17 protein-coding genes are annotated in these 22890 nt (G+C 54.2%); 11 read left to right on the top strand and 6 right to left on the bottom strand.

The annotated features are described in order from the left end of the window. Positions 1–333 precede the first annotated feature (333 nt). From GO013_RS14760 to GO013_RS14750, 3 genes are all read left to right on the top strand, one after another. Positions 334–1974: a SpoIIE family protein phosphatase gene (locus tag GO013_RS14760; RefSeq protein WP_163812439.1), complete on the top strand. Its 1641-nt coding sequence runs from the start codon at positions 334–336 to the stop codon at positions 1972–1974. Next, the gene (locus tag GO013_RS14755) at positions 1974–3383 is read left to right on the top strand and encodes a transporter substrate-binding domain-containing protein (protein WP_163812437.1); all 1410 of its coding nucleotides are present in this window, start codon (positions 1974–1976) and stop codon (positions 3381–3383) included. The genes GO013_RS14760 and GO013_RS14755 overlap by 1 nt, the downstream gene beginning before the upstream one ends. Positions 3384–3532: 149 nt before the next feature. Beyond that, the gene (locus GO013_RS14750; RefSeq protein WP_163812435.1) at positions 3533–4318 is read left to right on the top strand and encodes a transporter substrate-binding domain-containing protein; all 786 of its coding nucleotides are present in this window, start codon (positions 3533–3535) and stop codon (positions 4316–4318) included. Between the two features lie 108 nt (positions 4319–4426). On the opposite strand, the gene GO013_RS14745 is transcribed toward GO013_RS14750, so the two are convergent. Next, positions 4427–6466 carry a methyl-accepting chemotaxis protein gene (locus tag GO013_RS14745; protein WP_163812433.1) on the bottom strand — a complete coding sequence of 680 codons (2040 nt, stop codon included), beginning with the start codon at positions 6464–6466 and terminating at the stop codon, positions 4427–4429. Positions 6467–6786: 320 nt separating this feature from the next. On the opposite strand from GO013_RS14745, the gene GO013_RS14740 reads away from it, so the two are divergent. After that, positions 6787–8130: a glutamine synthetase family protein gene (locus GO013_RS14740; RefSeq protein ID WP_163812431.1), complete on the top strand. Its 1344-nt coding sequence runs from the start codon at positions 6787–6789 to the stop codon at positions 8128–8130. Positions 8131–8750: 620 nt separating this feature from the next. On the opposite strand, the gene GO013_RS14735 is transcribed toward GO013_RS14740, so the two are convergent. From GO013_RS14735 to GO013_RS14725, 3 genes are all read right to left on the bottom strand, one after another. Then, positions 8751–9467, bottom strand: a complete 717-nt coding sequence (locus GO013_RS14735) for a methyltransferase domain-containing protein (protein ID WP_163812430.1) — start codon at positions 9465–9467, stop codon at positions 8751–8753. A 129-nt stretch (positions 9468–9596) separates the two neighbouring features. Then, a complete protein-coding gene (locus GO013_RS14730) occupies positions 9597–11000 on the bottom strand; it encodes a sigma-54 dependent transcriptional regulator (RefSeq protein WP_163812428.1) in 1404 nt (467 codons plus the stop codon). A gap of 79 nt (positions 11001–11079) precedes the next feature. After that, positions 11080–12228, bottom strand: a complete 1149-nt coding sequence (locus GO013_RS14725) for a geranylgeranyl reductase family protein (RefSeq protein WP_163812426.1) — start codon at positions 12226–12228, stop codon at positions 11080–11082. Positions 12229–12329: 101 nt separating this feature from the next. Here GO013_RS14725 and GO013_RS14720 point away from each other — a divergent pair, with 101 nt between their 5' ends. Then, complete coding sequence (locus tag GO013_RS14720; protein ID WP_163812424.1) at positions 12330–13493, top strand: BamA/TamA family outer membrane protein; 1164 nt, start codon at positions 12330–12332, stop codon at positions 13491–13493. Between the two features lie 15 nt (positions 13494–13508). On the opposite strand, the gene GO013_RS14715 is transcribed toward GO013_RS14720, so the two are convergent. Then, positions 13509–13991, bottom strand: coding sequence for a hypothetical protein (locus tag GO013_RS14715; RefSeq protein ID WP_163812422.1), 483 nt, complete (start codon positions 13989–13991; stop codon positions 13509–13511). 188 nt (positions 13992–14179) lie between these two features. On the opposite strand from GO013_RS14715, the gene GO013_RS14710 reads away from it, so the two are divergent. Next, a complete protein-coding gene (locus GO013_RS14710) occupies positions 14180–15955 on the top strand; it encodes a 6-hydroxymethylpterin diphosphokinase MptE-like protein (RefSeq protein ID WP_163812420.1) in 1776 nt (591 codons plus the stop codon). Here the strand turns inward: GO013_RS14710 and GO013_RS14705 are convergent. After that, positions 15952–17604: an NAD+ synthase gene (locus tag GO013_RS14705; protein ID WP_163812417.1), complete on the bottom strand. Its 1653-nt coding sequence runs from the start codon at positions 17602–17604 to the stop codon at positions 15952–15954. The genes GO013_RS14710 and GO013_RS14705 overlap by 4 nt on opposite strands. Positions 17605–17707: 103 nt before the next feature. Between GO013_RS14705 and GO013_RS14700 the strand changes: the two genes are divergently transcribed. The 5 genes from GO013_RS14700 to GO013_RS17555 all read left to right on the top strand — a co-directional run bounded on the left by GO013_RS14700 (position 17708) and on the right by GO013_RS17555 (position 22889). Further along, a complete protein-coding gene (locus GO013_RS14700) occupies positions 17708–18733 on the top strand; it encodes a radical SAM protein (protein ID WP_163812415.1) in 1026 nt (341 codons plus the stop codon). Between the two features lie 121 nt (positions 18734–18854). Next, entirely contained in the window at positions 18855–19991 is a 1137-nt protein-coding gene (locus GO013_RS14695; protein WP_343219579.1) for a Gfo/Idh/MocA family oxidoreductase, read from the top strand. Further along, positions 19981–20613, top strand: a complete 633-nt coding sequence (locus GO013_RS14690; protein ID WP_163812413.1) for an acyltransferase — start codon at positions 19981–19983, stop codon at positions 20611–20613. Before GO013_RS14695 ends, GO013_RS14690 begins: the two co-directional genes overlap by 11 nt. Next, positions 20610–21731 carry a DegT/DnrJ/EryC1/StrS family aminotransferase gene (locus tag GO013_RS14685; protein ID WP_163812411.1) on the top strand — a complete coding sequence of 374 codons (1122 nt, stop codon included), beginning with the start codon at positions 20610–20612 and terminating at the stop codon, positions 21729–21731. Before GO013_RS14690 ends, GO013_RS14685 begins: the two co-directional genes overlap by 4 nt. A 3-nt stretch (positions 21732–21734) precedes the next feature. Beyond that, positions 21735–22889 (top strand): glycosyltransferase family 4 protein, encoded by a 1155-nt coding sequence (locus GO013_RS17555; RefSeq protein ID WP_163812409.1) that lies wholly within the window; start codon positions 21735–21737, stop codon positions 22887–22889. Position 22890 lies beyond the last annotated feature (1 nt).

The following is a 22890-nucleotide window of genomic DNA, read 5'->3' as shown; positions in this document are numbered from 1 at the left end:
TCGCGAAGCGACCCAAAAAGTTTAGGAGAGTCCAGAGAACCCTTTTCAAAGGGTTCTCTGGCAGGTCCAGGACAGCGTCCTGGTCTCACCGAAGGTGCCCCCCGGGAGGGTAAGAAAGGCAATTCCCCCGGCTTGGGCGCAAACCGGGGGGAAAGGAGGTTGGAGGCATGGGAAGACGTGAATGCTCAGGGTGCTTCCTTATGATAATTATTACTACTAGAGTAGTAATATGTCAAGTTGGTTTTGAGCCTGTTGAATTATAGGTGCGTAACCTGTAAAAATCATGCTAGCTATTTGTCATGTGTTTTGAAGGTTGAAGGAGAAGGGGGATCTGTGGCTGGAATTGACAGAAAATTCCGAAAGGGTCAGGTGGACGAATTGGAGCACCTTCGGGTGCGCCTCGCCGAGTGCGAGGCCGAGTTGGAGGAGTATAAGGCGGGTCGAAAAGGGGCGTGTGTTGAGGTTGAACAATTGCGAGAGGCCAGGGAGAAGTTGGAATTGGCCAATCTGATTGTGGAGAATTCCTTGGCTGTGTTGTTCCGGCGAAAGGCGGATGATAAATTCGGTTTGGTGTATGTTTCGGAAAACGTGAGTCAGTGGGGATATTCGGCTGAGGATTTTTTAAATGGTACGGTTTTTTTTGAAGGAATCGCACATGAGGATGATCGGGAGTTGGTGGGCGCAGAGATTCAACGGTATCAAGCGTTGGATGCCGAAGAATACACGCAGGAATATCGAATACGGACCGCTGATGGCGAGGTGCGGTGGGTTTCGGATGAGACATTGGTTGTCCGTGATGAAAAGGGAAGGCGACTTTTCAATCAAGGCATTTTGATGGATATTACGCGCCGAAAGAAGGCGGAGGAAGCGCTGGTCGCGAGTGAGTCTAAATTTCGGCGGACGATTGAGGGAGCTGGTGAAGGGTATTTCCTCATGGGTGAAGATTTGACGATCAAGGAGGTCAATGACGCCTATTGCCGGATGATCGGGTATGAACGGGACGCGTTGATGGGGCGGCGGCCGCATGATTTCGCAACATTGGAATATCAACGATTTCTCGTGGATAAGAAAAAAAAGTTTCTCAAACAGGATCAGCGTCGATTTGAAGGGAGCATGATTCACAAGGACGGGCATGTGGTTCCTGTTTTGGTCAATGCGAATACTTTGCGCGATGAAGAAGGTCTTTTTTTGGGACATGTGGCTTTTGTTGCAGACTTGACCCAACAGAAGAAGGCCGTGGAGCTGGCCGGAGAGGTGCAGAAAAGTTTGTTGCCGAAAAAAGCCCCAACGGTTTCCGGGCTTGATGTAGCCGGGGCGAGTGTGGCGAGCGAGATCGCAGGCGGCGATTATTTTGATTATTTGGAAGGGGCGGGCGTTGGGCGTCCCGGGTTGACCGTTGTTGTCGGTGACATTTCCGGCCATGGTGTGGACGCGGCTCTGTTGATGACGACCGCTCGGGGATTTTTGCGAATGCGGGCCTCTCAACCAGGGACACCGGTTCAGGTCGTAACGTCGATGAATCAGCATCTGGCGGAGGATCTGGATGGATCTGGCCGTTTCATGACTCTGTTTTATTTGACGTTGGATACACAGAAAAAAAGAGCGACTTGGGTTCGGGCTGGACATGATCCGGCCATGATTTACTGTCCGGTTCATGATGCGTTTACGGAACTCGGCGCAGAAGCAGGGCTGCCAGTCGGGGTGATGGACGAGTCCGTGTATACCGAACACACGAACGATCTGCTTCCCGGAGAAATTTTTGCTATCGGGACTGATGGGATTTGGGAATCCCGAAACAGGTCGGGGGAGATGTTTGGGAAAAAACGGTTTAAAGCTGTGGTGCGTAGGCTTTCTGCGTTGTCGGCTCAGGATATTTTGGATGGAGTTTTCAAGGCGGTAGAAGTCTTTACCGAGGGAGCCAAGGCGGAAGATGATATCACGTTGGTGATTGTCAAATACGATCAGGAGGGTTGATGGGGCGATATATTACCGCGATAGTGTTGGTGCTGTGTCTGGGGAGTGTCGTGTGTGCCGCGCCCACCAGTCTGGACCGAGTGTCCCAAAAATGGACCGGCGATCTTGCCGAGATGATCGAACTCGGTCGGCCGGTCCGTGTGCTTGTTTCATATAATCAAACAAATTTCTTTGTCTCTCAAGGCGTCATGCGTGGTCTGGAAGTGGACCTCATGAATGCGTATTCGCGATATTTGGCCAAACAGTCTCCAGGGAAAAAAGTCCGTATGGTCTTTTTGGCTGTCCCGTTTTCCCAATTGATCCCTTCGTTGCTGGATGGACGGGGCGATGTCGTGGCCGCTGGGATGACGATGACTCGGGACCGGCAAAAAATCGTGGCTTTTTCATCTCCCTATCGAAAGGATATTCAAGAAATCGTTGTGGGCGGGTATCGAAGCCCTCTTGTTTCCAGTTTGGATGATTTGGCCGGAAAACGAGTCCACGCCATGGCTGGAAGCAGTTATGTCGAACATCTTCAGAGAGTCAGCAAGGATTTGGAGGCACGAGGATTATCGGCCATAGACGTGGTTGAAACCGATCCTGATCTGGTGACGGAAGATCTGTTGGAGATGGTGTCACGAGGTTTGATAGAGTATGTGGTCGCGGAAAATCAATTGGCTGAAATCTGGAAGAAAACCATGCCCGGACTGCGACTTTTTTATGAGGCTGTTCTTCATGAAGGCGGCGATTTGGCCTGGGCGGTCCGGCCCGGTAATACGGAGTTGAAGGCCAGTCTTGACGGGTTTGCCAAGACCGTCCGTCAGGGCACGCTCAAGGGGAATATGTTTTACAAGCGGTATCTGGTCAACGAGCAGCATGTCCTGAATTTCAAGAACCCGTTGGAACAGGGCCGGCTGCATCCCATGGCAGAGCTTTTTCGGAAGTATGCGGCTCGATATGGATTCGATTGGCTCAAGATTGCAGCATTGGCGTTTCAGGAATCCGGTTTTGATCAACGCTTGCGAAGCCGACGGGGCGCGGTGGGCGTCATGCAGATCAAACCTTCAACCGCCAGCGACCCCAACGTGGGCATCACCGATATTGAAGAACTGGAAAACAACATCCATGCCGGTGTGAAGTATTTACATTTTTTGTGCGAAAAATATTTCAAAAATTTGGCACCTGAGTCTCGGGTGGATTTTGCACTGGCTGCCTACAATGCGGGACCAGGACGAGTGCGAACATTTCGGAAAAGAGCCGTAGCAATGGGATTGGACCCTGACCGATGGTTCGGGAACGTCGAGTGGGCCGCCTATGATATTGTGGGCCATGAAACGCCTGACTATGTGGCGCATGTTCAGATGTATTATGCGGCATATTTGTCCATGGCAGAGGTGCTGAACCGTCGGGATTCTGTGGTTGAGCCGTAAATCCGTGGATTTTTCGGATTGAGAGAAAGGGAAAGTGGTTTTTCAGCATGTATGGAACGAATCTGGTGTCTTGGACGATATCAGAAAAGAGTATCATAATAAAAATACAGGGTTTGTATTAATACTGACGGTCTGATATTGTGTGCAACGTGAATCAAAAGACACTGTGTATACTCTATTGCGTTCTCCTTCTGCTTGGCATGGAGCTTTCTGCCTGGGGGCAGGAGCAAATTGTCGTGGTTGCTGATGAGAGGATGCCGTACAATGGACGGACTGGCTCTCGTATGGAGGGGTATGCCGTTGAAATCCTTCGTGCGGTTTTTGAATCGAAGGGGTACGAAATTCAATATCAGCCGATGCCATGGAAACGCGCTGTTGACGACGTGCGGAGTGGCAAGGCCGATATTCTGATCGGGTGTTTGCAAGATGACCACTCAGGGTTCATTTTCCCGAACGAGACCCTTGGCAAGGATCTGTTGTGTTTTTATACGAACCAGCCCGGATGGATGTTTGCCGGTGAGGAATCGCTTGCTGATGTCATGGTGGGACTTGTCAAAGGGTATGAATACCGTGACTGGCTGCGTGATGCGGTGATCCGTTCGCCTGAAAAATTTCATGTCATGTATGGGGATGAACCGGTTGTTCGGCTGTTGAAGATGCTCAAGGACAAACGGATTCAGGTCCTTGCCGGAAACAAGGTGGTCGTGGAATATTATCTCAAATCTCTCGGACTGAAAGATGTTCTGTTTTATGGCGGGTGTTATGCCGATCCAACAGATCAATATTTGAGTTTTGCCATGACATCCGAGCGGCCGGAGCGTTCGAGAAAATTGTGTGACATCCTTGATAAAGGGGTATCAGTCATGCGCAAGACCGGCCAGTTGAACTACCTGTTGTTGAAATATGGGCTGAAAGATTGGATTCAGCTGCGATAATCGGCCATGCCTGTTGTGCAGTTAGCGGTTTTCCCGCTACGCGGAAAGATTCCTCTCGAAATGAAAAAGGCACAGAGACATCGGGAGTCATGCCTCTGTGCCGATAGTCTAGAACCGTTCGTAATCGTCGTTCTCATCATCCATGTTTAAATCGACCCCCGTGTTCGTTTCCTTTTTTGAAGGGGGTGAAGACGGAGAATGAGAAGGGAGCGGCTGGGGTGGTGCAGCCTTGATTTTTGGAGTGCTTTTGGGGGCAGCCCAATCAGCGTTTTGCACCTTGAAAAAGGTCATTGCCTGTGCCAGATTTTCGGCTTGAGCGGCCAGTTCTTCACTGGTTGAGGCCATTTCCTCGGAGGCTGAAGCATTGCCCTGAACTACCTGGTCAAGCTGATTGACCGATGCGCTGATTTCGCTGATGCCTTTATCCTGTTCTGTACAACTTGACGCGATTTCCTGCACGAGTTCGGCGGTTTTTCCGATTTCCGGGACCAGGGCTTCCAGCATTTGACTTGCCTTGTCCGCCACACCCATCGACGATTCTGACAATCCGCTGATTTCTTCGGCGGCTTCGCCACTTCGTTCTGCCAGCTTTCTGACTTCCGCTGCCACGACAGCAAAGCCCTTGCCATGTTCTCCGGCCCGGGCCGCTTCAATGGCCGCGTTCAGTGCGAGCAGGTTGGTCTGACGAGCGATTTCCTGAATGATCGTGATTCGTTCGGCAATAGATTTGAAGGCGTCCAATGCTTCGCCCACAGCCTCGCCACTGTCTTTTGCGCCGCTGGCGGCCTTGATGGCGATGCCCTCGGTCTGTTGCGCACTTTCCGCATTGGACCGAATGCCAGACGTCATTTCTTCAATAGATGAAGAGATGGTTTCAATGGAAGCGGCCTGTTCAACCACGGATTGCGACAGGGATTGTGCTGATGCCGATAATTGTTCACTTCCGGCAGAGACTCCGGCTGTAGATTGGTTCACCTCGCCCACAACCACATTGAGCTTGTCCGCCATGTCTGACAGAGAATGTGCCAACTGGCCCACTTCATCATTCTGGTTTAAATCCACGGTCGCGGTCAGATCGCCTGTCGAAACTTCCGCCGCGAAATCCATGCCTTTTTGGAGCGGAGAAATGATGCCCCGGGCAATGATCCATGCGAGGAAAATGCCGACAAGTATCGAAACGACGCTGAAGATGATGACTCCGGTCCGGGTTTCATTCGCTGCTGCGAGCATTTCCGTGTCAGTCATGATATTTGCCTGGATGACGGCAGAACTTTTGTTGAGGATATCCTGCACTGCATTGAGGGACGGAATGGTTTTGGAGACATAGACGAGTTTTGCGGCCTCGTAGCCTTTGAGCCTGCTATCGTTGAGTGCCAGGACCGAATCAATCGTCCCAAGTGTTTCCTCGGCCAGTCCTGCCGTGACATCTTTGAACCAGTCCATCGCCTTGTCGCGTTGGTCGGATTGCAATAGTTTGTCAATGTCGGTGGCCGAATCGTGGAGCGCGGCATGTGGCTCGAAAATCGTCTTGACTGCTGCTCCGAATTCCGGGTCGTCGATCATGCGCTGTCGTGTTTCTTCGGAATACAGCCACAGGCCGAGTTTGCATTTGTGCGGATCGGTCTCAACCCCTGTTTCGGTGGCTTGCTGATCGATCAACGTGTCCTTGATTTGACTCATCCAGACAAGATGATCCAATTTCTTGTCTCGTAAAAAGGCCCCCAATTCCACATCCACAGGTGCGTATTTGTCATTAATTTCAATGGCCGAAGCATGAAGTTCATCATGGTATGCCTCTATTTCATGCAAAAGTGGCTTGATTCCCGGAACAAGCTTTTCCGCTGCGATTCGGGCATCACTATAATACCACTTGCCAAAGGCGCATTCCTTCGGATCGGTCTGGACATCCAGTGAATGGATATGAGAATCCGTGAGTAATTCATTGACCTTTTCGGCCCATTTGAGGTGATCCACAATTTTTTCGGTGAAGTTCCCTCGCAATGCATTTCCTGAAATGACCTCTTTGGCATTGCCGACGATTCCTTCAATGCCATAGCCCGACCAGAAGCCGAGACCGACAAGTAAAAGGAGGACAGCCCCGAAGCCCACACCAAATTTAACGCTGAGTTTGCAGTCTTTCCAACCCATACCAACCTCCCGGACGACGTTAATATCATACTAAAAAAGTATAAATACTGGAAAATAGTTGCGCATACTAAGGGCACTATGAAGCTCTTGAAAAGGCTTCAATTATAATGTCGTGATAATCATGGGGGTGGCTGGATGCGAGGCATGGATGAATGTCGTCCCTTTTGGTCGGTATATTTCTATTGTGTCTGATGGTGGGCACCTGATAAGGTTCGGATTTTGAAGCATCGGATAGTGCGCGGGAAAGGGCGCATCGTTCTTATCGATACACATGACGCTCAATTGTAGGATGGCGTTCAACCCAAAGATTGGAGGGAAGTATGAAAATCCCGGTTTTCAATTGCAAAAATGCAGACGACGTGATGAAAGCGGTCAAGGATTATGACGTCAGTTTCATTCAATATTGGTTTTTGGACATTCTCGGGACCTTGAAGAGTTTTCAGGTGACTCCTAACGAGCTGGAAACCTCTTTTGAAGAAGGTATGGGTTTTGACGGCTCATCCATTCTCGGATTTTGTCGAATCGATGAATCCGACATGGTTGCCATGCCCGATCCCACCACGTTTCAAATTTGTTCCTGGCGGCCATCTGATCGCCCTGTGGCCCGCATGTTCTGTGATGTGACGAGTCCTGATGGATCTCCGTTCGAGGCCGATTCGCGGTACGTGCTCAAGAATGTCATGGGAGAGGCAGCCGAAAAAGGCTACACCTTTTACGTTGGTCCCGAATTGGAGTTTTTCCTGTTTGCCGATGACCAGGATACCGAAGTCCTTGATGCCGGTGGCTACTTTGATGCACCACCCCTTGATCTTGGAAACAACATTCGACGGGATATCATTTTCGCCCTGGATGCCATGGGCATTCAAGTCGAATACTCGCACCACGAGGTTGCTCCATCCCAACACGAAATCGATTTGCGCTACGCCGAAGGTATGAGAATGGCCGATACCGCCATGACTTATCGAGTCGTGGTCAAGGAAATTGCCCGTAAACACGGCTGCTACGCGACCTTCATGCCCAAGCCAATCTTTGGCGAAAACGGTTCAGGTATGCATGTCCATCAATCCCTGTTCAAAAATGGACGCAATGTCTTCTACGATGCCAACGATGAATACCATCTCTCGCCCGAAGGCAAGTCCTATATCGCCGGTATTCTCAAACATGCCCCGGAATTCGTGGCCATCACCAACCAGTGGGTCAATTCGTACAAGCGATTGGTTCCCGGCTACGAAGCCCCGGTCTACATGGCCTGGGCGCGGCGAAATCGGTCCGCGCTCGTGCGTGTGCCCATGTACAAACCCGGCAAGGAAAATGCCACTCGCATGGAGCTTCGTTGCCCGGACCCTGCTGCAAATCCCTATCTCTGTTTTGCCGTTCAGCTCGCTGCCGGACTCAAAGGCATGGAAGAAGGCTACGAACTCGCTCCGCCTGTCGAGGATGATATCTTCTCCATGGATGATCGTCAGCTCAAGCGAAACAAGATCAAATCCCTGCCCGGTTCGCTCTACGAAGCAACCATCAATCTCCAGAAATCAAGCTTCATGAAAGAAGTGCTCGGAGATCATCTGCACAACGCACTCGTCGAAAATAAACTCGCCGAATGGGATGAATACCGAACTCAAGTCACCGAATTCGAACTCGATAAATACCTCCCCATGCTCTAACAAGCCTACCGGCCCTACCGGGGGTCGCCTTCAGCGGGAGCCTACCGGCGGTCGCTTTCAGCGGGACCAGAGAACCCTTTGAAAAGGGTTCTCTGGACTCTCCGAAACTTTTTATCGCTCGCTTCGCTCGAAACTGTCGGCAGCGAAAGTTCGTGCGGCTCTTGGGAGAGCGTTGTAAAAAAATGTTTTTTTACAGACTCTTTTGAAGAATTTTAAAAAGTACATCTTCTGCAAGGGGCTCTTGAGTCTGTAACTTTCCCCCTCTTCTCTCTTATTTCTTTACCCATCCCCTCTTTCATATCCTTCCTCCTTCTTCAATCCCACTCAATGAATGTCGTGGAACCTCGCCGAAGGCGCGCCAAAAAGTTCTGGAAGGGAGTCCAGAGGGGAACCTCTTCCAAGAGGTTCCCCTCTGGCCGCCGGAGGCATCCCACATCCCACATCCCACATCCCATACCCCAGACGACAGCCGTCTCTTCACGCGGACGTACACATCTGCCGAAGGCACATAAAAAGTTTAGGAAAAGAGAGAGATAGGGGGTCTGGGGGAAAGGGAGAGAAAAAGCCCTTTTCAAAGGGTTTGTCTCTCCCTTTCCCCCAGTTGCCGAAGGCATTTCAATTTATCCCATTTCGGGTTCTGTTTTCCAGGCGAAGAGGGGTGTCATGGGTTTCATGTTGGTAAAATCGACGCGAACGGCGACGAAGGCACCGACAGAAGGTGGGAGAAGTGTGGTGTTCAGGAGCTTGGAAACGGTGGAATGGGTCCAGGTTTTGGAGGGGCCGGCGAGGACGGATCGGGCGATGGTTGGGCGAAAGCCGGTGGCGCGTTTGATGAGATCCTGCATTTCGCACCAGGTGAACCAGTTGGCTTTGGCCATGCTGGAGCCGGAGTTTCGGACATTCATGGTGTAGTAGAGGGAGTTTTTGTTGAGGAATCCGATGAGGAGTCCTTTTTCGGCCACACGGGCGGCTTCTGCGAGCATGGCTTCTGGCTCGTTGGAGAATTCGAGAACGGACCAGATCAGGGCGTAGTCGAATTCGTTGTCTGAATAGCCCATGTGCTCACCGTGTCCGAGATGCAGTTCGGCGCGGTTCTTGAAACGCTTTCTGGCGGCCATGAGCATTTCCGGGCTGGTGTCTATGCCGGTGACATCAAGGCCCATCTGGTACAGAATATCCATGAAAAGTCCGGTTCCACAGCCGATTTCAAGCAATTTGTGCTTGCGGCGAGGCCAGCCGGCCAACACGTTGTGGAGCAGTCGCGTCTCCTGTTCCAAGGCGAACCGCCCTTCAGGGGTGTCGAACCACGCTTCATATGTGTCAGGATTCCATGCCATCGCTCTGTCCTCGGTAAAAGAAAGTCTCCTTTCGGAGTATGACTCTCTTGTTTGACGCTGTAAACAGGAATCGGGCGGTGTGGGGCGGACGCGTCCGTTTCGAGAGCGAGTGCCTGTGTGAGCGGGAAGCTAGTCCGTTTGAATTTGGTATGCCTTGAGCTTGCGGTAGAGCGAGCTGCGTTCGAGACCGATGGCTTTGGCAAGCTGGGAGATGTTGCCATCGAATTCCTTGAGCTTGGCTTCGAGAAAACGGGCCTCGAAATCGGCGCGTGCCTGCTTGAGATCGGTTGGTCCCTCGGAAATCAACATGTCCATGGATTCATCTGGAGAGGAAGGGGTGTCTGTGATTTTTGATTCCACAGAGAGCTGTTTGAATTCCGGGGGCAAGCGGTCGGCGGTGACCACGTCTCCGGCATACATGATGAACATGCGCTCGACAAAGTTCTTGAGTTCCCGGACGTTGCCGGGCCATGGATATCGTTTGAGAATTTCAATTGCGTCCTGATTGAAGCCGATGGGCTTGAATCCGTGCTGCTGGACCAGCGTTGCCATGAAATCTTCGATAAGCAGGGGGATGTCTTCGATGCGGTCCCGGAGCGGGGGCAATTCAAGGGGAAAAACCTTGAGTCGGTAATAGAGATCTTCGCGGAAGTTTCCGGCCTTGATTTCCTTGGCCAGATCCTTGTTGGTGGCGGCGATGACGCGAACGTCAACCCGGATGGTCTTGCGACCGCCCACATGTTCAAAGGATTGTTCCTGAAGAATCCGTAAAATCTTAGCCTGTGTTTTCAGGCTCATGTCGCCGATTTCATCGAGGAAGAGAATGGAGCCGTCGGCTAGTTCGAATTTGCCTTCCTTGGCCTTGTCCGCGCCGGTGAACGCGCCTTTTTCGTGGCCGAACAGTTCCGATTCGATCAATTCTTCGGGGATGGCGGCACAGTTGACCGCAACCAGAGGGCGGTCAGCTCGACCGGATTGATGGTGAATGGCCCGGGCCACGATTTCCTTGCCCGTTCCGTTTTCGCCGGTAATGAGCACCCATGAATCCGTGGGTGCCACACGTCCGATGACCCGTTTGAGGTTGATGATGGCCTCTGATTCTCCGGTCAGGGTCACGCGTTGTTCGGAACTGATGCGGGTTTTGAGCGCGATGTTTTCCTGACGTAACCGGGAGAATTCGAGACCATTTCTGGATGAAACAACCACTTTTTCCAGAGAGAGGGGTTTTTCGATGAAATCGAAGGCGCCTTTTTTCAGGGCTTGAACCGCGGTCTCGATGGTGCCGTGGCCGGAAATCATGATAACCGGCAGACCTTCGTAGTCGCGGGTAATGATATCGAGCACTTTCAAACCATCCATACCGGGCAGCCAGATGTCGAGAAAAATGAGATCCGGGATATCCGTGCCGAGAGATTCCAGCCCTTGTTCGCCCGATTCGGCCTCGATAACTTCAAGGCCTTCGTCTTCCAGAATACCGCGCAAGGAGATGCGGATGCCTTCCTCGTCGTCTATGATAAGAATTTTGTCAGCCATGGGTACTCCTTGCGGTCTGAAGTGGTGCGCACTCCTTGGTATAAATGACAGAGCCGGATGATTCAAGGGGGGAAAGCGTTTAGAAATCCCAGTGCTTTTCTCGAAGCCAGGAATAGGATCGCATTCCGTGCACCATTTCGCCCAAAGGGGTGCCTGCCATTGTGAGAAAAAGTTTGAGACTCCACGGACCGATCCATTGCATCCCTTTTGACATGGCCCAGCGCAGATGATCCGATGCTTTGAGTTCCGGGATGATCTGCTGATTGAGCCGACGAATGTATTCCGGGCCGGGACTGGTCTGTTTTGCCAGACCGTGGGCCACGGCTTCTCCGGCATACATGCCTGAACACAGGGCAAAGAAAATACCTTCACCAAAAAGAGGCTCCACCAGTCCGGCCGCATCGCCTGCCAGCATCGTGACGCCAGAAACCGGCTCTTTCAGATAGTTTCCATAGGGCAAAGGATGTCCCCGTCGGTCGGGAATGGCCTCCGAATCTATCTTGAGAAACTCTAGATATTCTTTAAATACCTGTGAAATATTGGTATTTTTTGTTTTGAGTCCGCAGACGCCCACAATGACGGATTGGTTGTTCGGAAAGACCCATCCATAGCCTGCATCGAGGAAACCGATAGAGAGTTCCGGGTGTGTGACCGGGCGAGGGAAGGCGTGTGCGGGCAGGCGGACTTCAATGGTCGGGGCCATGAGTCGGCGCATCCGCTTCGTGTCCACGTCGGAAAAAGATTTTCTGACAACCGAGTTTGCCCCATCTGCGCCGATGACAGCGGTTCCCTGAAAGGTTTCCCCGGTCTGGCTGGTGACAATTCCTCGGGCCGGATCGCAGTGGGCGACCGCGGTGTCCTGAAAGATCGTTGCACCGGCCTGTCGGGCCTTGTTGAGCAGGAGCGCGTCAAAAGCGGTTCTGTCCACGAAGTGAAAGGGAAAGGACAGGGTGCCGTGGGCCACGGCATTGGTCCGGGTGTGGATGGAATATTGGTTGGAGGCGTAGTTGATTGCTCCGGCTCGGGTCAGTGTGCCGGGAGTCTCGCCGAACAGATGTTCCAAGAGCTTGACGGATTTCCACGTGAGCAGACCGCCGCAGAGCTTGGGACGGGGAAAGGTCGCTCGATCGAGAATGGCCACAGAGTGACCGGCCTTGGCCAGGGCGAAACCAGCCGCACTTCCGGCAAGGCTGCCTCCGCAGATGAGGGCGTCGAATGTGTGTGTCATGAGAGGGTCTCCGAATGAAGGGCACACTACACCGTCTTTTGTGCCTCGTGCAAGTCAAAGCCCCCCTTGCCGTAATGGGACTGGCCGCGTATGGAAGGAGAATGTCAGAAAATCAGCAGCGCATGTGGGCGACCATTATCATGTTCGCCTGTTTCTTCATTGGGTCGCAGACCGGGGTGTGTCGTGCCGATGGAGATGCCCGGTTTGTGGAGACCGTGGATGATGCGTCTGATGCGGTGCAACAGAAGAATGTGTCGTTTTTTGATCGGTTGGTGTTCGCGCCGGTTCCTATGGTCAACCCCACATTGGGTGCCGGACTGACCGGGGTGGTCATGTATATGCACCCCGAAGACGATTTCTGGAATGATCCTGGGAACGAAGCGAATGAAGAGCTTCATTCGATGACTGGCGTTGCCGCGATGGCCACATCCAATGAGAGCTGGGCGGCCGGGATGTTTCACAAGGGGTTTTATGCCAATGATCGGTTTCGGGGAACAGCGTATCTGGCCTATGGCGAATTCAATCTGAAATATTATGGGGTTGGCAATGACTCTGCGCTTCGGAACAATCCGCTGAAGTACAGTGCTGATGTGACCGCTTTTCAGGGAACATTTTCTGCCCGGATTTTCGATCACTGGTATCTCGGGCCGAAAATCAAGGTGTTCAATTGGGATTTTGGCGTTGATTTTTCGTCGTTGCACCCGGTGTTGCCCACACTGCATCATTCGGTAAAAACCGTGGGGCTTGGACTGGCTGGAGAACGGGACACGACCAACGACAGTGTCTTTGCGACCGCAGGCGGCAAGCTCCAGTTCGATTTCATGAGTTATAATGAAGCGTGGGGCGGAGACTATGATTACAGCAAGGCCTCGACGAGCTACGCCCATTATTATGGATTGACGGACAGGCTGGTTGTCAGCGGTATGGCCGAATTGAATTTTTCTGACGGGAACACGCCTTTTTTCGATATGCCGTTCCTTCGGCTTCGAGGATTCCCCTACGCGGAATATATCGACAAACAATCCGCATCGATCCAGACCGAGATCAAGTACAAGTTGACACAGCGATGGGGGGTGAATCTTTTCGGCGGACTGGGCTGGGTGGCCGATGAACCGAATCAGCTTTTCAAAAATTCGACAATTCCTACCGGCGGTTTTGGCGTGCGGTATCTCTTGTCGGAAAAGGAAACCATGTACCTGAGTACGGAAATCGGTTTTGGCCCGAATTCTCAGGCTGTGTATTTCAGGGTCGGCGAATGGTTTTGAACCGGACCGCCTTTCTTACATGGTGTTGATGAGTCCCCCTGGCTTTTTCCCGGATTTCTTGAGTTTGAGATAGACCTGAACGTCCTTGTCCAACTTGGCGAGGACGGATTTTTGCAACTGTGCCCGTGTGGTTCGCCGTGTCGGCGTCGTGAAGGTGAATCCGTCTTTCATGGTCACTTGAATCTCGAAGAGAATGGGAGTCGAGGGCGTGACTTTTCGATAGCTGTCCTGTGGCGACGCCTTGATCGTCACTTCTTTGAAGTATTTTTCCCGCTGGCTGAGATAGGCTGTCATGCGTTTGAGTTCTGCTGCGGAGAAATCCTCTCGTTCAAGAGACCCACTGAATTTGAGTTGACGTTGTGCATGGTTGGTGAAGATGGAACGTCCATGACGCACGGCATCCAGATTGAAGAAGATGGCAAGGGCCGAGACAGCGAGAAGGACCAGAATGGTGTTTCTCGTTTTCTCCATGGAATGTGATGTCCGTTTTCGTCGCATGCAGTCTCCTGAAATATGTGGGGTCGGAGGCGACCATACAGTGAATTCAGCCAATGGAAAAGAAAAAGCGTGGACAGGGAGTGAAAGAGGCTGACTCTCTTGACAAAACGCGGGGTGAAAGCCAGTTTGCGGAATGTGGGACATCTGTTCCTTGTCGGTGAATTCTCAAACAGAACAGCGATGCGTGTATGGAAAACAGTAAGATAGCAGCCCTTGTCGAATTGGGCATCCTGTGCCGGGGCGATTCGGTGGAGCAGGCGGGCGAAGGCTCGAGTGACGCCGGTCCCCATGGCCCCTCCGGGCATACGCCGGTCTGTGTATATGAAAATCCCATGTACCAGTATCCCTATGAGGACCCGGCACGGCGCGCCTTTTCCGTGTTTTCCGCTAAAATGTCCGTGGAAACGGCCATGGAACAGACCCGGCTCGTGGTGTTTCTGGGGGCAGCGGATTCGCCCCAGCTCCGAGCCTGCCTCGCCGATGCCAAAACCGTGGTCGTGCTTTTTGAACCGGACGAACGGGTGCTGGTTCATTGTGTGGACTCCATGGGCCTTGCGGCCTTGAATATCGAAAATTTCTTCTGCTTCACCGGAGACCCGGTTTCCTTGTCTCCCGCCTTGCAGGACCTGCTGCCCGGTGCCCTTTTCCGCATGGGGACCCCGGCGTTTTTTTTGACGGATCGGATTCGGCATGAGCACGGCCCATGGGCTGAAGCGGTTATCGAGTATCTGGAAATCCTGCACTATCGGTATGTTGTCTATCCCTTGTCCGGTCAGGCCTTTGCTCGCTCTCGTCCCATGCGGACCATCAAGCATGAGCTGATGTATGACCAGCAGCTGCACGCCTATGAAAATGTGGTGGATTGTACGGTGTCCCCGTCCATCAGCGCATTGAAGAACCGGGCCGTGAATGGCGGGGCCATTCTGGTGGCTGCGGGACCGGATTTGCCCGAGTCGTTCGAGTACATCCGCAAAAATCGGGACAACGCACTGATTATTTGTGTGAATAATGCGGTCAAACCCCTGGTCGAAGCCGGGATTCATCCGCATTTTGTGGTTATCAACGACACATCGATTGATTCCGGGCGCGTTTTCAAAGAGATTCCCCGTCTTCCGGATACCATTCTGGTGGGATATTGCCTGTCAGATCTGGGGGGTGATACCTTTGGCCGAAAGTTCCTTTTCGGGAGTTTTGCCTCGCCGGTCTTTGAGACCCGGGAAATGTTTCGACTGCACGGGTCCGTCATTTCCACAGCCTTTGCCCTGGCCCGACATTTGGGCTGTACATCCTGCGCGTTGGTCGGTGCGCAACTGGTTTCTTCGGACCCATGGGGCCTCCAATATGCGCGGGGAACGCTTAAGGACGAGATCATGGCGCAGGAGAAACCGCTTATCAATCGGTATCCTCAGTTGTATCCCGTGAAAACGGTGTTCGGCGAGCAGTTGTATACGACCATCAACTTTCGGGATGCCGCTTTGTGGCTGGCTGAAACCATCAGGATGTCCGGTGTTGCCTGTTGGAACACGTCCCGTTCCAGCATCCTCTACGGGCCGGGTATCGAACATGATCCCGAGCCGGACCTGGGCACGACTCCGGTGCGTCGGGTCATGGCCGAGGCTTTTCGGGTGGCTTCACCCCGTGTGGACAGGGAAAAAGTGCGACATTTCGTGCAGCGTGAAACCGCATTGTGGCGGAGTATTCGCAAAGCCGTGACCATGGTCCTGGCGGACTCAGGCCCGCTCTTCGAGGCCAAGGGGCTGGCCATTCTCGCCCATTTCGATGCAACGAATGTCACCTATTTGGTGCAACGATACAACGATTTCAATAACGCGATTTTTCATCGACAGGTGTTCGGCTCGGATACGACATCGCGTGAATCTGGGCTGCGGTCGTATTTCGAATACGTGCGGTCCATGAGCGAAACCCTGTTGACCGCTCTCGAAAAAGCCGATCAGTCGTTTTAGAAATCCTGTTTGCAGGCCAGGGGCATCCGCCAACCAGTGCCAAAGGAGCGCGGGGTGAGTTTGATCCCCGGGGCCGCCTGTCTCCGTTTGAATTCGGCAATGTGGACGAGTCGGAGGACGTGGTCCACGGTTGTGGCATCATATCCAGCCGAGAGAATTTCGTTACGGGATTTCTGGTGCTCGATGTGCAGCTCCAGAATACCGTCCAATATCGGGTAGTCGGGCAGGGAGTCCGCATCCTTTTGTTCCGGACGAAGCTCGGCGGACGGGGGTTTGGTGATGATGGCGTTTGGAATTTGTGGTCCGTTCTGGGCGTTGTACCATTTTGCCAGTGCGAATACGCCGGTCTTGTTTACATCTGAAATGACCGCGTACCCACCAGACATATCTCCATAAATTGTGCAATATCCCACAGCCAATTCAGATTTGTTGCCTGTTGTCAGGAGCAGGGAACCGAATTTGTTGGACAGGGCCATGAGCAGGTTGCCCCGGATGCGGGACTGGATGTTCTCTTCCGTGGTGTCCTGACTGTATCCGGCGAACGGCTCTGCCAATGCGGTTTCGAATTGGGTCATGATTGGTTCGATGGGCAGGGTCCACGTCTTGATGCCGAAGTTCTTGGCCAGTTTCAGCGAATCGTCGATGCTGCCCGTGCTGGAATAGGGAGAGGGCATGAGAACCCCGGTGACGTTGTCTGCGCCAAGGGCTTCAGCGGCCACAGCGGCAGTGACGGCGGAGTCGATTCCCCCGGACAAGCCGACCAGCCCGGTGGTGAAGCCGCTTTTATGCACATAGTCGCGGGTGCCGAGAACCAACGCGCGCCACGTCTCGCTTTCGCGGGAAAAATCGTCTGTGGCGACAGTGTTGTCTCCTTCGAGGTCCACCACAACCGTGGCTTCTTCAAATCCAGGGGCGCGGGCGATACAGGTTCCCTGAGAATCAAAGGCGCAGGATCGGCCATCAAAGACAAGATCGTCGTTGCCCCCGACCTGATTTACGTAGATGAGCGGTGTGGCGTATTTGTGTGCCACCGTGCCGAGCATGTCTTCCCGGATACGTTGTTTCCCCAGAAACAGGGGGGACGCGGACAGGTTGAGAATCATGTCGGGATGATGGGCTGCCGCCGCTTCCAGCGGATCGCGGGTGTAGGCGTTTTGATCCCAATAATCCTTGTCGTTCCACGCGTCTTCACAAATAGTCACGGCCAGTGTCGTGTCGTTGAAGCGGAGGATATTGGCGTTGGAATCGGTCTCGGGCGCAGGCTCGAAGTACCGGGCCTCGTCAAAAACATCATAGGTGGGAAGCAGGGCCTTCTTGAAGACCTGACGGATGGAGCCTCCCTCACAGAACAGGGCACAGTTGTAGACGGGTTTTCCCTGGCCGGAGCGGTTCTTTGTCACGGCACCGAGCAGCAGGGCCGGGCCGTTTTCGAGCGCACGAGCCACGGCTTCGGCTTCTCGCCAGACCCGGTCCACGAATTCGTCGTAGAGCAACAGGTCTCGGGGTGGGTAGCCGGTCAGGGCCATTTCCGCCGTCAGACAAAGGTCTGCGCCGCGTCTGGCCGCGTCCCGGGCCGCATCAATGATTTTGGCACTGTTGCCAGAAAGATCGCCGACAAGAGGGTTGAGTTGCAGTATGCCGATTTTCATGGGGAGCTAGTTACGCGAAAGCTGCGGCGTGGGCAACCATCGCGGGGGGTGTCTTGACAAGCCGCACGGCTGGAAGTCACTGTGGCGCATATTGCGAGGAACCATGACCAAAATCCGTTTTTCTCACCCGGAGCCGTCTCCGGTGGCCGGCCGAGTCTGGCCAGTCTTTTTGCCCTTTGCCGGGTGTCCCTATCGGTGTGCGTTTTGTGCGCAGGATAAACTGACAGGTCGGGACCACGCCGATCTGGACCTCGTGTCACGCGAGTTGGAGCGCGACCTGCAACAGGCCCTGGATCAGGGGCGAGGGCCATACGAACTGGCGTTTTACGGCGGGACATTCACGGCATTGCCCGAGCCGTGGCCATCAAAGTTCCTGGCATTGGCCAGCCGGTTTCGATCCCGTGGTCTGCTCACACGTATTCGATGTTCCACCCGACCCGATTGTGTGGATGTGCCCATGCTCGTTTCGCTGAAAGAGCAGGGATTGGATATGGTGGAACTGGGAATTCAATCTTTTGACGATACGGCCCTGCAACAATCGAGTCGCGGATATGACGGTCAAACGGCCCGTCGGGCCTGCGGGATTGTTGCCGAGTCCGGCCTTGTTCTCGGTGTCCAGCTTTTGCCCGGTCTGCCTGGGGATCAGCCCGGTCTGTTCGCTTCTGACGTGGAACAGGCCGCCGCATTTGCCCCGGAAACCGCCCGGCTCTATCCGTGCCTTGTCATCCAAGGCACAGCTCTTGCTACCTTATGGGAACAGGGGAAGTATGTGCCGTGGACGTTGTCCCGCGCCCGGACCGAGCTTGCTTCGGCCCTTGGGGTGTTATGGGCCAGGGGAACCCGCGTGATTCGCATGGGACTCGCCCCGGAAGAGCAGATGCAACAATCGATTCTGGACGGTCCGTGGCATCCCGCATTGGGGCAGACCGTGCGCGGTATGGCCCTGTTGGACATCATTCGGTCTCAGGTGGCGCGTTTGGACACGCCGCTTTCGGGAGTGCTCGTTCCCCGACGGTATCAGGGAGAACTGTTCGGCCACGCTGGAGAATTGGTGGATGCCTATGCCGCGTTTGGCGTGGACAAAACACTTGTTCAGTATGTGAATGATACGATGTTTTCGGTTTTTTAGAGAACTGAAAAATCGGTCGTTTTTTCCCGGAGAGTCCGGTATCTCTCGAAAAGAGAGATTGTGTCCGCTCTTAACAAAAAATGAAAATTGCCGATAGATTGTTCAGTGACTTGAACATTTAGTGCGTGTCGGAAATCCTTCTGACCATGAAATCGTGATCGCCGTTGCGCGCATCGAAGGGAATATGCAGAAATTTGCGCTTGTAGGATGTGGACGGATTGCCCAGAAATACGGGCAATTGTTGTCTGAAAATCAGGTTGAAGGTGCCTGTTTGGTCGCGGTGTGTGATATTCGCGAGGATCGGGCTGTGGCATTGGCTGAAAAAACCGGAGTGCCTTCTTTTTCGGACGCTCATGCCATGATGCGCGCCATGGGTGAGACCATAGACGTGCTCGTCATTGCCACGGAAAGTGGAACACACGCCGCAGTGACCATTGATCTAGCCCGGTATGGCAAACATATCGTGGTGGAAAAACCCATGGCCCTGCGGCTTGAAGATGCGGACGCCATGATTCGGGTCTGTGACGAGGCCGGTATCAAGTTGTTCGTGGTCAAGCAGAATCGGTTGAATTATCCGGTCATCAAACTGCGCGAAGCCTTGGAGGCCGGGCGATTCGGCAAATTGACCATGGGAACCGTGCGGGTTCGGTGGTGCCGCAAGCAGGAGTATTACGATCAGGACGCCTGGCGCGGAACCTGGGCCATGGATGGCGGGGTGTTCGCCAATCAGGCCAGTCACCATATTGATTTGCTCGAATGGATGCTGGGCGAGCCGGTCTCGGTGTTTGCCAAGAGCCGGACGGCCTTGGTGGATGTGGAGGTGGAAGACACGGGCGTGGCTCTTATCACCTTTGCCAGCGGGGCCATCGGCGTGGTGGAAGCAACCAACGCCACGCGGCCAGTGGATCTGGAAGGGTCCATTTCCATTCTTGGTGAAAAGGGGGCCGTGGAAATCGGCGGATTCGCGGTCAATGAAATGAAGGTCTGGAATTTCGAGACCCCAGAGCCGGGAGACGAAGACGTGTTGCGGGAGTATCGCACCAATCCTCCGGACGTGTACGGCTTTGGTCACATCGAGTACCTGCATCAAGTGGTGGAGTGCATTGAACTGGGGAGACCTTCACTGGTGGATGGTCTTGAAGGCCGGAAATCGTTGGAACTTATCAACGCCATTTATGAATCCATTGAAACGGGCCGGGAGGTCCATCTGCGGTTTCAGGCGCAACACTGCAAACTGGGGCACACCAATGACCGTTGAGATCGCCGCCTCCGCCGTGGTGCATGAATCCGTGATTTTTGAAGGCTCGGCCACCGTGGAAGCGTGGTGTATCGTTGGTGCGCCCTCTGTCGGAAACGACACACCGCCCACGACCGTGATCGGGGATGGTGCCGTGCTCCGGTCGCACACCGTGGTCTATGCCGGAAGCGTTATCGGGAAGAATTTCGTCACGGGCAACAAGGCCAATATTCGGGAAGCCTGTTGCATCGGCGACAATGTGAGCGTGGGGACCATGGCCGTGGTCGAACATCATGTTTCGCTCGGACACGGGGTCCGGTTGCACAGTCAGTCCTTTGTCCCGGAATATTGCGTGCTGGAGGATGGAGTCTGGCTCGGACCCAATGCCGTATTGACCAATACGCGGTATCCGCTTTCGCCCGAGGCCACGACCTCGCCAACGCCGGTCAGGTTGTGCCAGGGGGCCATTGTGGGTGCCAACGCCACGATTCTGCCCGGGGTGGTGGTGGGCCGTGACAGCCTCGTGGGAGCGGGGAGTGTCGTGGTCGAGGATGTGGCCGAAGGAACCGTGGTGGCGGGGAATCCGGCCCGATTCATCAATGAGAAAGCAGCCCTGCCCTATGGCGATCGGGAGCCATCGTGACCATTCCATTGGTTGATCTGACCGCGCAACGACGCACCATTCAGACGGAATTGGATGCGGCCATGCAGGCGGTTATTCGTGACAACGCATTTATTCAGGGACCGTATGCCGCAACGTTCGAGCGGGAGTTTGCCGACTTTTGTCAGGCCCGGTGCTGTGTGGGTGTCGGCAACGGGACGGACGCCCTCTATCTGGCCTTGCGCGCCCTTGGCGTGGGACCGGGGGATACCGTGATGGTTCCGGCTATGACCTTTGTGGCCACTGCCGAAGCCGTGACTCTGACCGGAGCGACCCCGGCTTTCGTGGATGTTGATCCCTCGACCTTCACCATGGACCCGGACGACCTGTGTCGGAAGCTGGTCCCTTCGGCCAAGGCAGTCATCCCCGTGCACCTGTACGGCCACCCTGCTTCAATGGAGGAAATTGACGCCATTGCCCGCGAGCATGAATTGTTTGTGGTGCAGGATGCGGCCCAGGCACATGGTGCGACATTTCAGGGACATCCGCTTGCCGCATTCGGGACCTGTTGCTGCTACAGTTTTTATCCGGGAAAGAATCTGGGTGCATATGGCGATGCCGGAGGCGTGGTGACCAATGATGCGGTTTTGGCCGAACAGGTCAGGAAGCTCGCCAACCATGGCCGCACCGCCAAGTACGGACACGATTTTCCGGGGGTGAATTCCCGGCTCGACGGGCTTCAGGCCGCGATACTTTCCGTCAAGTTGCCTCGACTCGATCTGTGGACAGCATCCCGTCGTCAGGTGGCGGATTGGTATGATGCCGGGGTGGCCGCTCTCCCTGATATCGTCGCGCCCGTCACAGGACCGGGAGCCGGTCATGTCTATCATTTGTATGTCATTCAGTGCCGGAAGCGGGACGCGCTCAAACGGTCTCTTGCGGAACAGGGCATCGCCTCGGGCATTCACTATCCGACAGCCGTGCCGTTTCTGCCAGCCTATGCGAATATGAACCACGGGCCGGAGGATTTTCCGGTTGCCCATGCCATGCAGAGTCGGGTGTTGTCCCTGCCCATGTACCCGGAGCTGGACGAGATGCAGGTGGCGCGGATTTGTGCCGCGATCACGGACTGGGCCACAGGTCTGGCCGGGGAGGAATAATCAGTGAAAATCGTTTCCATCACCCCGGATATTGATAGCGGCGGGGCCGCCAAGAGTCTTTTTCTGCTCGCACGGCAGATGGTGAAGGACGGGCATGAGCTGCATATCCTGTCTATCGCGAAACCGTCCCGGACCAAGCGCAAGGTCGAAGCGTTGCAGGAAATGGGCGTTACGGTGGACTATTTCGATATTCCGTATTTCCCGCTCAAGTTGCACGTCTGTCCCATTCCGTTCTGGAAGAACATCCGTCGGGCTGTGGCGAACCGGGCCGAATATGGTCGGTTGGCCGCCCGGGTGCGTGCGTTGGCACCGGACATCATCCATTACAACAGCTATACGACGCTCTTGATTTCATTGTGGCTGCGAGAGTTTCCGGCCATTCTTCACGCACGGGAAGTGCTGATCGAACCGGCCATGTCCATTCCCCTGACCCGGTGGCTCATGCGAAAGAATATCAGTGAAGTCATTGGTATCACTCCCGCCGAGGGCGAGCAGGCGGCGCGGTTGTTCTCTTTGCCGGTCACGGTGGTCAACAACTGGCCGGAAGTTCCGCCCGCCTTGACGCCCATGCCTGCGGATTCTCCTTTGGTATACGGGGTTTTTTCGCACATCACGCCCATCAAGGGCCATCTCGAATGCGTCAAGGCGTGTGCCCTGGCCGCAGACGGATTGCGCGCGGCCAATGTCACGGTGCGCCTTTTTGGTGGTCGGGTTCCCATCCATGAAGCGTATTATCAGGCGGTCCTCGCTGAAGTGGAACGGTCGAAATTGCAGGATATTGTCGATTTCAGAGGATTTACGGACACCCCGGAAGAAGAGATGCGCAAGACTAATCTGGTGATCCGTCCGGACGTGAGTGGGCAGCCGTGGGGTCGAGATGTGATCGAAGCCCTGAGTCTGGGAAGACCGGTTCTTGCCTTTGGATCAGATGAATTTTTCGTGAAACGGGGTGTGACGGGCCGATTGGTGCCGCCGGGTGACATTCGGGCCATGGCCCATGCCATGCTCGATTTCGCCGACCACGCGACCCTCGCCCGGCTGGGGGATTCCGCGTATGCCTTTGCCCGGGACCATTTCGATCCGGTCGGAAACCCCCGGCGGGTTATTGAACGCATGGAGCATATCCTCTCTGTAGCGTGCTCCCGAGAGGGAGCGTAAA

This window comes from Pseudodesulfovibrio sp. JC047 (assembly GCF_010468615.1).
In the GTDB taxonomy this organism is placed as follows: Bacteria; Desulfobacterota; Desulfovibrionia; order Desulfovibrionales; family Desulfovibrionaceae; genus Pseudodesulfovibrio.
Note: the sequence above shows the minus strand (reverse complement) of the source record. Positions and strands in the feature narration are given on the sequence as shown.

Coding starts and splice junctions, on each gene's coding strand:
- GO013_RS14755 (WP_163812437.1), top strand. CDS start 1,974: ATGGGGCGATATATTACCGCGATAGTGTTGGTGCTGTGTCTGGGGAGT.
- GO013_RS14745 (WP_163812433.1), bottom strand. CDS start 6,466: ATGGGTTGGAAAGACTGCAAACTCAGCGTTAAATTTGGTGTGGGCTTC.
- GO013_RS14740 (WP_163812431.1), top strand. CDS start 6,787: ATGAAAATCCCGGTTTTCAATTGCAAAAATGCAGACGACGTGATGAAA.
- GO013_RS14735 (WP_163812430.1), bottom strand. CDS start 9,467: ATGGCATGGAATCCTGACACATATGAAGCGTGGTTCGACACCCCTGAA.
- GO013_RS14730 (WP_163812428.1), bottom strand. CDS start 11,000: ATGGCTGACAAAATTCTTATCATAGACGACGAGGAAGGCATCCGCATC.
- GO013_RS14725 (WP_163812426.1), bottom strand. CDS start 12,228: ATGACACACACATTCGACGCCCTCATCTGCGGAGGCAGCCTTGCCGGA.
- GO013_RS14720 (WP_163812424.1), top strand. CDS start 12,330: ATGTCAGAAAATCAGCAGCGCATGTGGGCGACCATTATCATGTTCGCC.
- GO013_RS14715 (WP_163812422.1), bottom strand. CDS start 13,991: ATGCGACGAAAACGGACATCACATTCCATGGAGAAAACGAGAAACACC.
- GO013_RS14710 (WP_163812420.1), top strand. CDS start 14,180: ATGGAAAACAGTAAGATAGCAGCCCTTGTCGAATTGGGCATCCTGTGC.
- GO013_RS14705 (WP_163812417.1), bottom strand. CDS start 17,604: ATGAAAATCGGCATACTGCAACTCAACCCTCTTGTCGGCGATCTTTCT.
- GO013_RS14700 (WP_163812415.1), top strand. CDS start 17,708: ATGACCAAAATCCGTTTTTCTCACCCGGAGCCGTCTCCGGTGGCCGGC.
- GO013_RS14690 (WP_163812413.1), top strand. CDS start 19,981: ATGACCGTTGAGATCGCCGCCTCCGCCGTGGTGCATGAATCCGTGATT.